At 68.8% G+C, this 13,512-nt stretch carries 14 protein-coding genes; 6 read left to right on the top strand and 8 right to left on the bottom strand.

Annotated features, from left to right (window positions below; all coding sequences use genetic code 11):
• Positions 1-117: 117 nt before the first annotated feature.
• Entirely contained in the window at positions 118-1,518 is a 1,401-nt protein-coding gene (locus AC5JJ2_RS06630; RefSeq protein ID WP_495857182.1) for a DUF1501 domain-containing protein, read from the top strand.
• A gap of 124 nt (positions 1,519-1,642) precedes the next feature.
• Here the strand turns inward: AC5JJ2_RS06630 and AC5JJ2_RS06625 are convergent, their stop codons facing one another.
• Both AC5JJ2_RS06625 and AC5JJ2_RS06620 read right to left on the bottom strand, forming a co-directional pair.
• Positions 1,643-1,975, bottom strand: coding sequence for a hypothetical protein (locus AC5JJ2_RS06625; RefSeq protein WP_495857181.1), 333 nt, complete (start codon positions 1,973-1,975; stop codon positions 1,643-1,645).
• 65 nt (positions 1,976-2,040) lie between these two features.
• A complete protein-coding gene (locus AC5JJ2_RS06620) occupies positions 2,041-2,496 on the bottom strand; it encodes a HEAT repeat domain-containing protein (RefSeq protein WP_495857180.1) in 456 nt (151 codons plus the stop codon).
• A gap of 103 nt (positions 2,497-2,599) precedes the next feature.
• On the opposite strand from AC5JJ2_RS06620, the gene AC5JJ2_RS06615 reads away from it, so the two are divergent.
• Positions 2,600-3,667: a DUF1559 family PulG-like putative transporter gene (locus AC5JJ2_RS06615; protein WP_495857179.1), complete on the top strand. Its 1,068-nt coding sequence runs from the start codon at positions 2,600-2,602 to the stop codon at positions 3,665-3,667.
• Between the two features lie 36 nt (positions 3,668-3,703).
• On the opposite strand, the gene AC5JJ2_RS06610 is transcribed toward AC5JJ2_RS06615, so the two are convergent.
• Both AC5JJ2_RS06610 and AC5JJ2_RS06605 read right to left on the bottom strand, forming a co-directional pair.
• The gene (locus AC5JJ2_RS06610) at positions 3,704-3,832 is read right to left on the bottom strand and encodes a hypothetical protein (protein ID WP_495857178.1); all 129 of its coding nucleotides are present in this window, start codon (positions 3,830-3,832) and stop codon (positions 3,704-3,706) included.
• 51 nt (positions 3,833-3,883) lie between these two features.
• Entirely contained in the window at positions 3,884-4,900 is a 1,017-nt protein-coding gene (locus AC5JJ2_RS06605) for a basic secretory protein-like protein (protein ID WP_495857177.1), read from the bottom strand.
• 155 nt (positions 4,901-5,055) lie between these two features.
• Between AC5JJ2_RS06605 and efp the strand changes: the two genes are divergently transcribed.
• On the top strand, positions 5,056-5,625 hold the full coding sequence (gene efp, locus AC5JJ2_RS06600; RefSeq protein WP_495857176.1) for an elongation factor P: 570 nt from the start codon (positions 5,056-5,058) through the stop codon (positions 5,623-5,625).
• A 313-nt stretch (positions 5,626-5,938) separates the two neighbouring features.
• Here the strand turns inward: efp and AC5JJ2_RS06595 are convergent, their stop codons facing one another.
• The 4 genes from AC5JJ2_RS06595 to ribF all read right to left on the bottom strand — a co-directional run bounded on the left by AC5JJ2_RS06595 (position 5,939) and on the right by ribF (position 9,607).
• Positions 5,939-6,523: a septation protein SpoVG family protein gene (locus AC5JJ2_RS06595; protein WP_495857175.1), complete on the bottom strand. Its 585-nt coding sequence runs from the start codon at positions 6,521-6,523 to the stop codon at positions 5,939-5,941.
• A gap of 32 nt (positions 6,524-6,555) precedes the next feature.
• Positions 6,556-7,476, bottom strand: coding sequence for a 4-(cytidine 5'-diphospho)-2-C-methyl-D-erythritol kinase (gene ispE, locus AC5JJ2_RS06590; RefSeq protein ID WP_495857174.1), 921 nt, complete (start codon positions 7,474-7,476; stop codon positions 6,556-6,558).
• 188 nt (positions 7,477-7,664) lie between these two features.
• Complete coding sequence (locus tag AC5JJ2_RS06585) at positions 7,665-8,666, bottom strand: acyltransferase (protein ID WP_495857173.1); 1,002 nt, start codon at positions 8,664-8,666, stop codon at positions 7,665-7,667.
• A gap of 2 nt (positions 8,667-8,668) precedes the next feature.
• Positions 8,669-9,607 carry a riboflavin biosynthesis protein RibF gene (ribF, locus tag AC5JJ2_RS06580; protein WP_495857172.1) on the bottom strand — a complete coding sequence of 313 codons (939 nt, stop codon included), beginning with the start codon at positions 9,605-9,607 and terminating at the stop codon, positions 8,669-8,671.
• A 134-nt stretch (positions 9,608-9,741) separates the two neighbouring features.
• Here ribF and AC5JJ2_RS06575 point away from each other — a divergent pair, with 134 nt between their 5' ends.
• The 3 genes from AC5JJ2_RS06575 to AC5JJ2_RS06565 are packed head-to-tail and all read left to right on the top strand — an operon-like array spanning position 9,742 to position 13,512.
• Positions 9,742-10,173, top strand: coding sequence for a DUF2784 domain-containing protein (locus AC5JJ2_RS06575; protein ID WP_495857171.1), 432 nt, complete (start codon positions 9,742-9,744; stop codon positions 10,171-10,173).
• Positions 10,174-10,228: 55 nt separating this feature from the next.
• A complete protein-coding gene (locus AC5JJ2_RS06570; RefSeq protein ID WP_495857170.1) occupies positions 10,229-12,433 on the top strand; it encodes a glycosyltransferase in 2,205 nt (734 codons plus the stop codon).
• A complete protein-coding gene (locus AC5JJ2_RS06565) occupies positions 12,430-13,512 on the top strand; it encodes a glycosyltransferase family 4 protein (protein WP_495857169.1) in 1,083 nt (360 codons plus the stop codon). Before AC5JJ2_RS06570 ends, AC5JJ2_RS06565 begins: the two co-directional genes overlap by 4 nt.

Genomic DNA, 13,512 nt, shown 5'->3' with positions numbered 1-13,512 from the left:
GACGCGGACTTCGACGCAGATAAAGAGGATGAAAACTAAAAAATCGATTTCGTCTTATCCGGTTTTCATCTGCGCCGAAGTCCCCGTCATCTGCGGGCCATGTTTGAGGACTTACCCATGAGCCTCCTTCAACGTCGCGTCTTCCTCGGCCAGACGACCCGCGGCCTCGGCACGATCGCGCTGGCGTCGCTGTTGAACCCGAAGCTCGGCGCGGCTGAGACGCCGAAGGGGGCGATTCAGCTGCATCACGCGGCGAGGATCAAGCGGGTCATCTGGCTGTGCATGGCCGGCGGGCCGTCGCACCTGGAGACGTTCGACCACAAGCCGAAGCTCGCCGCGATGGACGGCAAGCCGATGCCGGAGTCGATCACGAAGGGCCAGCCGATCGCGCAGCTCCAGGGACAGCAGCTCAAGTGCCTCGCCCCGCAGTACAAGTTCAAGAAGTTCGGGAAGTCGGGGCAGGAGATGTGCGAACTGTTCCCGCACCTCGGCGAGGTCGCGGACGACATCTGCATCGTGCGGAGCCTGCACACGGAGGCGATCAACCACGACCCGGCGCACACGTTCATCAACACCGGCACGACGATCTCCGGCCGGCCGAGCATGGGGTCGTGGGTGACCTACGGCCTCGGCTCCGAGGCGGCCGCCCTGCCGGGGTTCGTCGTCCTCACGTCCCAGGGCCGCGGCGGGCAGAACCAGCCGATCTCGTCCCGCCAGTGGCACTCCGGGTTTCTCCCTAGCCAGTTCCAGGGTGTGCATCTGCGGGGCAAGGGCGACCCGGTGCTGTACCTGTCCAGCCCGCCCGGCGTCGGTCGCGACCAGCAGCGGGACGCCGTCAGCACGATTCAGAAGCTCAATCAGCTTCATAACGGCGTCGTCGATGATCCGGAAGTCGCGACGCGGATCAAGCAGTACGAGATGGCGTTCCAGATGCAGGCGAGCGTGCCCGGCCTGATGGACCTGGCGAAGGAGGACAAGAAGACGCTCGACCTGTACGGCACGCCGGGGGCGGACGGGACGTTCGCCGCGAACTGCCTGCTCGCCCGCCGGCTGGCCGAGCGGGGCGTGCGGTTCATCCAGCTCTACCACCGCGACTGGGACCACCACGGCGGCATCAAGAACGACATCAAGCTGAAGATCGAAGAAGTGGACCGCCCGCTGATGGCCCTGATCCGCGACCTGAAGCGGACCGGGCTGTTCGACAGCACGCTGGTCGTGTGGGGCGGGGAGTTCGGGCGGACGCCGATGTCGCAGGGCGGCAGCGGGCGGGACCACCACATGAAAGGGTTCAGCATGTGGCTGGCCGGCGGCGGCATCAAGGGCGGGGTGACGCACGGGGCGACCGACGAGTTCGGGTACAACGCGGTCGAGAACGTGGTGAGCGTTCACGACCTGCACGCGACGATGCTGCACCTGCTGGGGATCAACCACGAGCGGTTCAGTGTGAAGTTCCAGGGCCTCGACGCGAAGCTCAGCGGCGTGGAGCCGTGCCGGGTGGTGAAGGAAATCCTGGCCTGAAAGTGGATTCAACCCTGGGACCGTGGGCGGCGCTATTTTTGTTCGATCAGGTCGAAGTCACATGACGAGAAACGTGAGCGGCCGACGGGTTTTCCGCCGGCCGCTTCGATTTCGTTAGGGCGCGTCACCCCGTGGCGAGGTTGTTGCCCGGCTCCGTGCGATCGGACCCGGCCACCTTTACGATCTTGTTGTAGATGCCCAACAGCAGGAACGTCGGTGCCCACTGGCCGACGAACAGCGCCCCGTGCCGGTTACCGGTCGCCATGAGCGTCAGGGACGCGGCGATCGAGGCCCCGGCCGCCCACAGGAACGTGTCGGACGGCAGTTGGGCGGTGTATTCTTCGATCCCGCGGGCGACGGGGCCTTCGCGGTGCCGCATCGCCTCGGATTGCCCGCCGGCGCTCGCGCCGCCTTTGTTCGCGGCCGCCGGGCCGCGTTGCTTGGTCGCCGTGTCCATGGTGAAGCTCCTGGAAGGAAAACGGTCGGCAGTCGGGTTGCAGGTTCGGTGCCGGTCCCGTCCGCTCACCCGCCGATCTTCTGTCGGGATTCCTTCGCCGCAGCCCGAACCGTCGCGTGCCCGTCCGCGTCCAGCTTCTTCAGCCCCGGCACCGCCGCCTTCGCGTCCGGGCCGATCCCGCCCAGCGCGAGCGCCGCCTGCCGGCGGACGGTCCACTCCGCATCCTTGAGCGCCTCGATCAGCGGCGGGATCGCGGCCTTCGCCCCCGGCCCGACCGCGCCCAACGCCAGCGCCGCGTTCTGCCGCACCAACGGGTTGGCATGTTTCAGCAGCGGCACGAGGTCCGGCACGGCCTCGCCCGCGGCCGGGCCGTGCAGGCTCAGCCCGAGCGCCCCGCGGGCCTGCACCTCCGGGTCGGCGTCCGCCAACATCGCCCGACACTCGGCGACGCCCTTGCCGGCGTCCCGGAGCGGCACGTTCCGCGGGTCGGTCCGGCCGCACCCCGTCAGAAAAACCGCCACCCCGACCAGAAACCCCGCGCCCGGCCGCCAACCCCGAGGCCGGTTCGCCGTTCGGAGTTTCGTGCTACAATCGGGTCGCCCGAACGCCTCTCGAGGGGACGCCATGTCGCGGTCGCGGGCCGGGTTCACGCTCATCGAGCTGCTGGTCGTCATCGCCGTCATCGCCATCCTCATCGGGTTGCTCCTCCCCGCGGTCCAGAAGGTCCGCGACGCCGCCGCGCGGACGCAGTGCGTCAACAACCTGAAGCAGATCGTCCTCGCGTCACACGGCTACCACGACGCTGAGGGGCGGCTCCCCGGCGGGGTCGTCATCATCGGGCAGGTGGGGTTGCTGGACGACGGGTACGCCACCGGGTTCACGTACCTGCTGCCGTACTTGGAGCAGGCGAACCTCAAGAACCTCTACGACATCAACCGGCCGTGGCACGACACGGCGAACTATACGCCGGTCGGCACGCCGGTGAAGGTGTACTTCTGCCCGGCCAACCGGACGGACGGCGGGCTGGACCTGCGGCCGATCGCGGCCCAGTGGGGCTTCCCGCTCCCGCCGTTCGCGGCCGGGATCGACTACGCCTTCTGCAAGGGGGCGAACGCCGGGCTGTGGCCGGAGCCGGGGCGGGTCCCGGCGGCCGTCCGCGGGCCGTTCGGCATCGCCCTGTGGGACAACGGCCGGGTCACGACCGGGACCGTCCGGCTGACCGACATCACCGACGGCACGTCGAACACGTTCGCGCTCGGCGAGGCGGCCGGCGGGTCCATGAAGTATCCGATCCGCGACCTCAACAACCCGTCCGCCACGGCGACCGACCCGTTCACCGGCCAGCCGGCGTTGATGGAACAATCGTGGGGCGCGACCGGGTTCGCCGACCGCTCCCACCCGTGGTACGCCGGGGTGCTGGCCGTGACCGCGCAGTACGGGCTGCCGCCGGCCGTCAACGACGAGCCGCTGAACCGCTCGCCGGGCACGCCGACAATCTTCGGGCAGGACGGCTCCGGGGCGAACGCCTCCGGGCGGGATTTCGTCAGTGGGTTCCGCAGCGTCCACACCGGCGGGGCGACCTTCGCCCTGTGCGACGGGTCGGTCCGGTTCGTGCGGCAGGCCATCGAGCCGGCGACGTACCGCGCGCTCTCGACGATGACCGGCGGCGAGGTAATTCCGGGCGAGTGGTGAGCGAATCACCGGGCCACCCGCGGCGGCCCATTGCTTTCACCCCAGCTGGCCGTGCATCCGGTACGCGAGCAGTTCGGGCACGTCGTCCGGCGGCAAGAGCGCGGCGCGGGCCGCCCCGAACCACTCGACCGCCTTGTCCGGGTCGAACCGGGAGGTCAGCAACACGCGGGACGGCCATCCGTCACCGGCCGGTGAAGGGCAGGGGGACTTCCCCGCCTACTTCACGAGCGACCGCCGCCATTCCTGGTTCAACTCCTCGACCGACTTGCCGGCAATCTCCTTCCAAACCTCCGGGTCGTACTTCCCCTCCCGCAAAAGTGCGTTCAGCTTCGTCACCGCCTTCCGGTCGTACTTCTCCGATACGAACGCCAGGAACGCGGCCGTGGTGCGGTAACTCGCGTCGTACCGCGCCCGCTCCGGCGACAGGCGGCCGGCCTTGCCCGGCTCGTACTTCCAGAACCGCACGTAGTCCGCGATCCCCTCGACGAGCCACCCCGGCAGCCCGCGCTTCCGGTAGTTCTGGACGCAGTGCGCCGTCTCGTGGACCATCGCCCCGACGTCGTTCGGCCGATCTTTGAAGTACTTCACGGAGCCACGGATGCGGTTCCCGGCCGCTTCCGCGACGCCGTTGAAGTCGGCCTTGAACGCCATGCGGATGAGCGTCGGCGGGCGGTAGCCGTCGCTGGCGAGTTCGTCGCAGATCATCGGGTACTGCCGCTCGCACACGCGGACCACCTTCTCCGCCCACGGCCGCATCTCCGGGGCGTCGGCCACGTCCAGCACGAACTCGACCGGGTGGCGGAACGCCGCGACCGCGGGGACCGACTCGACCTTGATTTCGCGCACGACGAGCGCCGCCTCCTGGTCCTCGGTCACGCGGACGCGGACGGCCTTCGCCGCCTTGCCGCCGGCCATTTTCGCCGCGCCGTTCGCGAACGTCGCGGCCGCCTCGAACGTCTTTCCGTCGGCGGAAACTTCCAGCACGCCGGCCGCCAGCGCGTCCTCGCCCGTCGCGTTGCCGGTCGCGACGGCGAAGGCTTTCAGCAGCACGGGCCGGTCGAACGCGAGGGTGAAGGTGTCGTCCTTCTTCGCGGCGGCGGCGGACGCGAAGTGCGTGGCCGGATCGCCGTCGAACGCGAACTGGCGAATCTGTTGCCCGTTCGTCGGCACGCTCGCCTCGACCGTCGGCACGACGGGGGACCATAACACGACTAGCGGCAGGAGTGCGACCATCGGGAACCTCGACGGGTGGTGCGAGCGGTTCGGCTGTTGTACCGATTCGACCGGACACGGCCCCGCACGGTGTCCGCCCCTTCGTCGGATTGATAAACTAATGGGTCTGGGACTATCGTGTGGTTCGGGCCGTCCGCCCGGCAGGAGGATTTGACGTGGCGTCCACGAAGATGATCGACATTCGGCGCGGCATGGTGCTGAACATGAACAACCAACTCTGGTACTGCCTCGACCGCGACCTCAACACGCCGGGGAACTGGCGGGCCATCCTGTACCTCAAGCTCAAGAACCTGAAGACCGGGTCGATCACCGACGAACGGGTCCACCCGGACGACAAGGTCGAGGTCGTGTACCTGGAGACGAAGGACTACACGTACTCGTACAAGGACGGCGAGGACTACGTGTTCATGGACGCCGAGACGTTCGAGCAGGTCACGCTCAACGGCCAGATGGTCGGGGACAAGATTCTGTACCTGCGGGAGAACGACACCGTTCAGATCACGTCCTACGACGGCAAGCCGCTCGACGTGGCGTTGCCACAGACGGTGACGCTGAAGGTCGTCGAGACGGAGCCGGGCATCAAGGGGGCGACGGCCGCCGCCCAGTACAAGTCGGCGAAGCTGGAGACGGGCCTGACGGTGCAAGTGCCGTCGTTCATCACCGAGGGGGAGCTGATCACGGTCCAGACCGAGGACGGGAAGTACCTCGGCCGGTCGAAGGCGTAGTCGGGGCCGCGGCCACGTCGTTCGTCACACGGCCTCGATCACCGTCCGCCCGCGGCCGGTTTTCGGCCTGAAAGGCCACAACATGTCAGCCCAGGGCAACGCCCTGGGTACACTGCCACCCGATGAACCAAGCCCTGAAAGGGCGACACACGAACCTGTGTCGCCCTTTCAGGGCTTGGTTCATTTCGGACGCCAGCCCAGGGCGTTGCCCTGGGCTGACATGTTCCGCCCCTTCGGGGCAAAGACTAGCGGCCTACTTGTCGCTCGCCGACGACCACCGACCGCACTCGCGGCTCGGCGGTATCAAACGTTCTCACACGATCCCGACGCCGAACTCGTCCGCCTTCACTTTCGCCTCGGTCGGCAAGGCCCCGTTGAGGTGCGCCCCCCGCGCCGCGGCCGGGTGCGGCGGGTGGGCCTTGTACCCGGCCGGCGGGCCTTGCTTCACCGCGTCGCCGTAGCTCATCGGCACGTCGTCCAGGTCGTAGTCGTGGTCGTCGTAGCTGCACACGTAGCCGGGCTGCTTCGACCGCTCGCGTTCCTCCGAGTACGCCTTCGCGATGGCCCCCTGGATTTGCTCGCGGGCGTGGCTGTGGATCGGGTGGGCGATGTCCGCGTGCAGCTTCGCCCGGCCTTCCGCCTCCCGCATCGCGCGGGTCTCGTCCAGGCGGCGGCCGCAGTTGTTGCAGAACCGCGCCCGCAGGTGGTTCTTGCAACTACAGGTGTGGCACCGGTCCGTGAGCTTGCGGCTCGGCATGGCGACGAACAGCCCGCGGCTGCCGTCGATGATCTTCAGGTCGCGGATGACGAACGCGTGGTCGAACGTGACCGAGCAGAAGGCGAGCAGCCGCTCGTGGTTTTCCTCACACAGCTTGATGCGGACTTCCGTGATTTGCACCGGGGACTCCTTGTTGCAAGCGAGGGTGTTCCTTACGAGGTGACGGTGGGCCGGGTTCGGCTCACGAAAACCTGAGGGGGAAACGGGTCGGACGAACGAGTCTGCCGGACCGCGGCGGCGATCCGGTCCGCCTCCGAGGCGTCGGGGCACAGGGCGAACAGCGCCGACCCGCTGCCGGACAGTTGGCAGCCGGGTGGCCCGAGGGCGGCGAGGTCGCGGTACAGCGACTCGACCGCCGGTGCGACGGCGAAGGCCGGTGCCTGCAAGCGGTTGAACAGGGCACGGCCGAGGGCGTTGACATCCCCGGCCCGCAGGGCGCGGCGGGCCGGCGTCCCATCAACCGGGTGCGGCGGAACCGCGACCCGGCCGTAAACCTCCTTCGTGGACAGCCCGACGTGGGGCTTAACGATTACCACGTCGAACCGTTTGTCGGTCGCCTCCAGGTCCACCACCTCGCCGCGGCCGGTACACCACGCCGGGGATTCGACCAGGAAGAACGCCACGTCCGACCCGACCTCGGCGGCCACGGCCGCGAGGTCCGCGGGCGGCAGGCCGAGTGTCCACAGCTCGTTCAGGGCCAACAGCGTCGTCGCCGCGTCACTGCTGCCGCCGCCGAGGCCCGCCTCGTGCGGCACGCGCTTCACCAAATTAATAGTCGCCCCGAGCCGGCAACCCGTTTTTTTCCGCAGCGCCTCGGCCGCCTTCAGCACGAGGTTCCGACCGTCCGTCGGGATGCCGGGGGCGGCGCAAGTCAGCGTCAGGCCGCCGGCCGTGCGGGTGAACGCCAGTTCGTCCGCCAGCTCGACGGGGACCATCAGCGACTCGATTGCGTGGAACCCGTCGGGCCGCTTCGCCACCACCTCCAGTGTCAGGTTCAGCTTCGCCGGGGCGAGCCGCACCAAATGCGGGCCGGCCCCGGCGGGGTCCGGTCGGTCGTCGGTACGAGTCTGCATGTGGGTAGAGGAACCGAGCCGCGACGCCCTTCCGTGGGTTGTGGACGAAGGTGAGCGATTAGTCCGGCTTCATTACTTTCAAGTAACGTTCCGAACATTTTCGCGAAGATTACCCACGAACGAGGTCCGGGTCAAGTGGGAAGGTTGCGAAAAGTGATCGAATCGTAAAGATTCTGCGAGCGGCCGGTTCAGGGGAGAAGCTTCCGGCCGAGGGGCAGTCGCCGCAAAGCGAACACGAGCAAGGCCGTGAGCGCGAAACTGCCCGCGACCAGGGCGAGTTGCCCGCCGAGGTCGCGGATTGGCCGGAAGGCAACGATGAGTTGCTGAACGTCCACATGGAGGAGGTAAATGCCGAAGGTCAGCGTTCCGATTTTGGGCAGCGGTGTTCCCGCCCCGAGGTTCGGCCGCGCGAGGGCGAGTTTGCCGACGCCGAGGCCGACGAGCGCGGTCCCGGCGAAGTAGTTCAGCCGCGGGTCGAGCGGCGAGACGCCGTAAGTTCTTTCCAGAATCATCATCTCGCCGAAGTGCAGGACCGCGCCCGCGGCGATGAGGAGCAGAGCGGACCAAACCTTCGGCGGTGGTCGGTCGGCGGCGCGGTAGCCGAGGTAGACGAACAGCGTCCCGAAGAACGGCCCGTTCCGCGCGACCGGGCCGAGGTCGAACCCGCTGAGCGGGGCGTAGGTTCCGCCGGCGAGACCGATCGAATAGAGAGTGACGGCGACGCCGAGGCCGATGACGGTCGGCCAGCGGGCCATGACGCCGACGAGCAGCTGCGCCGTCGCCAGCGCGGGCAGGAACCAGAGTTGGATGCGGACGCCGTGCAGGAAGCGGTCGAGCGTGGGCTTCGTCGAGACGGGCGGCGGGCTGCCGCCGAGCGACGTGATGACCCAGCGTTCCACCGGCTCGACGGCGAACAGGATGACGGACCAGACGAGGAACAGCACGACGACGCGACGAAAGCTGGCCGCGGCCCGGTCGAGCGGCGGCCGGTCCGCGCGGCCGCGGGCCAGCAGGTAGCCGGAGGCGAAGAAGAAGAACGGCACGGCGAACCGGGCCGCGTGTTCGAGGAAGACGCCGACGGTTCGCTCCCAGCCGTCGAGGTCGTTGGCGAGGAACAACCGAGCGTGCAGGTTGAGGACCGCGACGATGGCGACAGCCCGGAGCGTGTCGAGGGACGGGATTCGCGACATCCTCACCCCCCGGACGGCCCCAACCGCTCGCGGACGGCGGCCACGTCGCGGTGGAGTTGCTCGACTAGCGCCCCGACATTCGGGAACGGGACCGTGTCCCGCAGGCGGGCCGCGAACTCCACGGCCATCGGCTCGCCGTACACGTCGCCGGCGAAGTCGAGCAGGTGAACCTCGACCTTCCGCGCGTCGTCGCCGAACGTCGGGTTCGGGCCGACGTTCGCGGCCGCCGGGTGCGTCCGGCCGCCGACCGTCGCCCGCACCGCGTACACGCCGACGGCCGGGAGGAGCGTTTCGACGCCGCCGAGGTTCGCCGTCGGGAAGCCGATGGTGCGGCCGCGCTTCGCCCCGGTCACGACTTCGCCGCGAATCAGGTACGGCCGGCCGAGCAGCTTCTCGGCCGTCGCCACGTCGCCGGCGTTCACGGCCGCCCGCACGCGGCTGCTCGATACGATCTCGCTGTCGATCAGGAACGGTTGAACCTCTTCAAACACCAACCCGGCGGCCGCGCACATCGCCCGCAGGGTCGCCGTGTTCCCGCCACGGCCGCGGCCGAAGTGGAAGTTGTACCCCTCGACGACCGCCTTCGCACCGAGTTGCCGGACGAGCACGTCCTCGAAAAACGCTTCCGCGCTCAGTGCCAACAAGCTCGCGTCCGTCTTCAGGAAGACGACGTGATCGGCCCCCGCGTCCAACAGTGCCGCGGTGCGGTCGGCGAGCGTCGAGAGCGGCAGCTTCCACGCGGCCGGGTTCAACAGCGCGACCGGCGGCGGGTCGAACGTCACGGCGACGGTCGGCCCATTCACACGGTCCGCCAGCCGCTTCGCCGTGGCGACGAGCAGGGCATGGCCGCGATGGACGCCGTCGAAGTTGCCGACGGTCGCGCACCCGCCGGTCAACTCCGGCGGCGGGTGGTCGGCCCATCCGAGGTGAATCACTGCCATCGGGGTTATCTTGCGAGTCGGCCCGCCGGCGGCGAGTGGTTTCGACCGCCGGGAATAAATCCGCCGCGCCGCGCGTCGTTACTGATAGACCGGCCACGCGGCCGCGTTCCCAACAACTACAACCGAGGTTCGTCATGTACGGCATCCTGGCCGACGGGATGGTGGCCGCGCACGTCGCCTACGTCGCGTTCGTCGTCCTGGGGCAACTCGCGATCATCGTCGGCGCGGGCCTGAAGTGGGAATGGGTCCGCAACCCGTGGTTCCGCGGCCCGCACCTGCTCGCCATCGCGATCGTCGTCCTCGAAGAGTTCATGGGCTGGCGCTGCCCGCTGACGACGTGGGAGGAACAACTGCGATTGCTCGCGGGCCAATCCATCGGGGGCGGCACGTTCATGGGCCGGTTGCTGCACGACCTGCTGTTCATCGACGACGTGTGGCCGGAGAAGGCGATCCAGGTGCTGCACGTCAGCTTCGGCGTGCTGGTGGCCCAGTCGCTCATCATGTGCCCGCCGCGGTTCCGCAAGGCTGATCGCTCGCCGCAGACGCCCGACGGCTCTTCCTCTTGACACGAAATGACGAACTATCGGACCATCACGCGGATTCCCGGCAAGGAGCACCGTCGTGCTGGTCCGTTCCGCCGTCGCCGCGTTCGACCTCGTTCCCGGCCCCGGTCTGTCGCCGGGGATGTCGCCGCACGAGTGGCATGCTTCGGAACATCTCGTCGAGTTTGAAGCGGAAGTGGACCTGTCGCCCGGTTGGTATCGGCTGCGGCTCGCGGTGTCGAACGCCGGCCGGCACGCGGTGCGGAAGCGGGCGGAGCTGTTCGCCGACGGCGAGCGGGTCGAAGCGTTCGAGTGGAACCGCAACCTGCGGGAAGACCTGCTCGTCCGGCTGCCGCACGAGACGAGACGACTCCGACTCACGTTCCGACACGTCGAAGGCACATTCACGCTGGATCGCTTCGAGCTGAATCGCACGTCGAAGGCCCGGACGGTGGCGCGGGCGGTGCGGCTGAAGTTGAAGCTGCTGCAATCCTACAACTGCTTCTGGCCGGTCGTGTCCCGCGGCGGGAAGCTGCTCCGCCAGGGCCGGTTCACGGAGTTCGGCCGCAAGCTGCTCCGCGGCATCCCGGACAGCCGGACGATGCGGATCGAGGTGAAGCGGGCGGCGGAAGTCTCCGCGATGTGGTGGCGGCGGCGGGCGCTGTCGGCCGACGAGGTCGCGAAGCTGAAACGCGAAGCGGACGCGATGGCGCACCCGTCGCCGATCGCGGTGCTGATCCCGGCCGACGCGACGCGGGCCGACCACGCCCGGCAGGCCGTTCTCAGCGTCCTGCGGCAGGTCTACCCGCACTGGGAACTCGTCGTCGCGTGGCCGACCGGCGATGTTTCGCCGACGTTGGTGTCGGTCGCGAAGTGGGATTCCCGCGTGCGGATCGTGGGCGGGGACACCGGGCTGTCGGACGCTGTGGCGAAGGCGCTGAACTCGCTCGAATCGGACCGCGTGATCGTGCTGCCGCCGGACTGGGAGTTGAGTGAGCATGCGTTGCTCCGCTTCGCCCAGGCGACCGCCGACGCGGTGACGTGCCCGGTTCCGGGGGCGGCCAACGCCGCCGTGCTGCCGCGCGACGTGCTCGTGAAACATCTCGCCTCGCTCGACGCGACTACGACCGTCGGCGTCACGCGGTGGGCCGCCGCGCTCGTCCCGGACGGCCTGCCGACGCTCCCCGATCCGCTCGTCTTCCCGCTCGACAGCGGCCAGGCCACGCCTCTGACAAAGCGGTCCGCGACGCCAACCCACTCGCTGGTCCTCGCCGCCGACGTGCGGGGCCTCAGCGGGTGGGACCACGTCGCGTTCGCGATACTGAAGGGCCTGGGGTCCGCCGGCGCGCGGCTTTACCAACACCAGGCGGCCCAGGTGTACGCCGACCTGCTGCCGCCGGACCTGCGGCCGACGAAGGGGCAACGCACGACCGAGCCGCAGTTGGCGATCGCGCCGCCGTTCCTGCTGAAACGATTCAATATCGACGAGCGGTCCGCCGCGTACACGATGTGGGAGGCCGACCGCATCGACCCGGCGCACGCCGCGGTGTTGAATCGGGCGCGGGTCGTGATCGTGCCGAGCGAGTGGGGCGCGGAATGCTTCCGCACCAGCGGCGTGACCGCACCGATCGAGGTCGTGCCGCTAGGGTACGATCCGCTGGTGTTCCACCCGTCACACGCCGAAAACCCGACCTGTACCTTCGGCACGGCCGGGGCGCTCAGCGCCGGCGGCCTTCGCAAGAACGTCCGCCGCGTCGTCGAGTTGTTCCGCGCCGCGTTCCCGACGGAACCCGATGTCCGGCTGCGGGTGAAGATCACGCCGAACTGCCCACCGTTCGAGATCGACGCCGACCCGCGGATCGAAGTCGTCCGCGCCGCCCTGCCCTACCCCGACCTCGCGCGGTGGAACCGGTCGCTGACCGCCTACGTGAACGCCTCGTTCGCCGAGGGGTTCGGGTTCCACCTGCTCGAAGCGATGGCCTGCGGCGTGCCGCTCGTCTCCGCGCACTACAGCGGCCTGACGCAGTTCTTCGACGAGTCCGTCGGCTACGTCGTGCCGCACAAGCTGATCGACGCGAACAACGACATCTACCACGGCCGCTGGGCCGACCCGGACGACGGCGCGATGATCGCGCAGATGCGCCGCATCCACCGCGACCGGGCGGAGGCCGCGCGCCTCGGCGAAGCCGCCGCGGCGCGGGCACGGTGCTTCACCTGGCGCGACACCGGTCGGAAGCTGCTCGACGTGTTGACGAAGTACGACCTCCTGGAACCGGCCCGATGACCGTCGCGATTCTCACCCCGGTCCTGAACGACGGCGACGCCGTCGGGAACGACATCCTCGGCATGGCCGCCGCCCTCCGCGCCGCCGGGCAGAACGTGGCGTTCTTCGCCGAGAAGGCCCGCGTGAACGAGGACGTGTTGCCGCTGGATGAACTGGACGCATTCCTTTCTGACGACCGGAACACCGCGATCTACCATCATTCGATCCAGTGCGACGCGGCCGTGCGACTCGTCGAGAAGTACCGCGACCGCGCGGCCGTAAAGTTCCACAACGTCACGCCCGCTCGGTTCTTCGCGGCCGTGAACCCGGACGCGGTCCGTGGCTCCGAGGTCGGCCGACATCAGACTGTGCGGCTCGCGAAGGCCGGCGTGCCGTTCTGGGTCGATTCGGACTTTAACGGCCGCGACTTGCAGCAGGACGTGCCGACGCTCCGATACGAGGAGTTGCCGCCGTTCCACCAAGCCGAGAAGCTGGCCGACCTGTCGCCGGACGCGGACCAACTCGCCGGCCTCGACGACTGGGCGACGACGCTGCTCTGCGTCGGCCGCGTGGCCCCGAACAAGAACCTCGAACTCGCCGTCAAGACGCTGGCCGACGTGCGGCAACGCGACCCGGCGGCGCGGCTGATCGTCGCCGGCGAGCACGTCTTCCCGACGTACTCGAACCGCGTGCTGGATCGCGCGAAGGAACTCGGCGTCGAGGACGGGTTGATCGTCACCGGCCGCGTGACGGCGGCGCAGTTGAAGGCGCTCTACCTCTCCGCCGACGTGCTCCTCGTCACGAGCGACCACGAAGGCTTCTGCGTGCCGCTGGTCGAAGCGATGTTGCTCGGCGTGCCCGTGGTCGCCGTGCCGCGGACGGCCGTGCCGGACACCGGCGGCGACGCCGCCCGGTACGCGGACGACGCCCCGTCGCTGGCGCGGGCGGCGACGGAAATGATCGGCGAGGGTCGCGTTCGAGAGCGTCACCTTCTCGCCGGCCGCCGCCGGTATCGCGAGCGGTTCTCGACCGCCGCGATTGCCGCGCGGTTCCTCGATCTGTTCAGCGCGAATCTGTGTCCGGCGGCGTGCGTATCATGA

The sequence above is a fragment of the Limnoglobus sp. genome, from assembly GCF_059499385.1.
The sequence above is the reverse complement of the archived record's forward strand: the minus strand, read 5'-3'. Positions and strand labels throughout refer to the sequence as shown.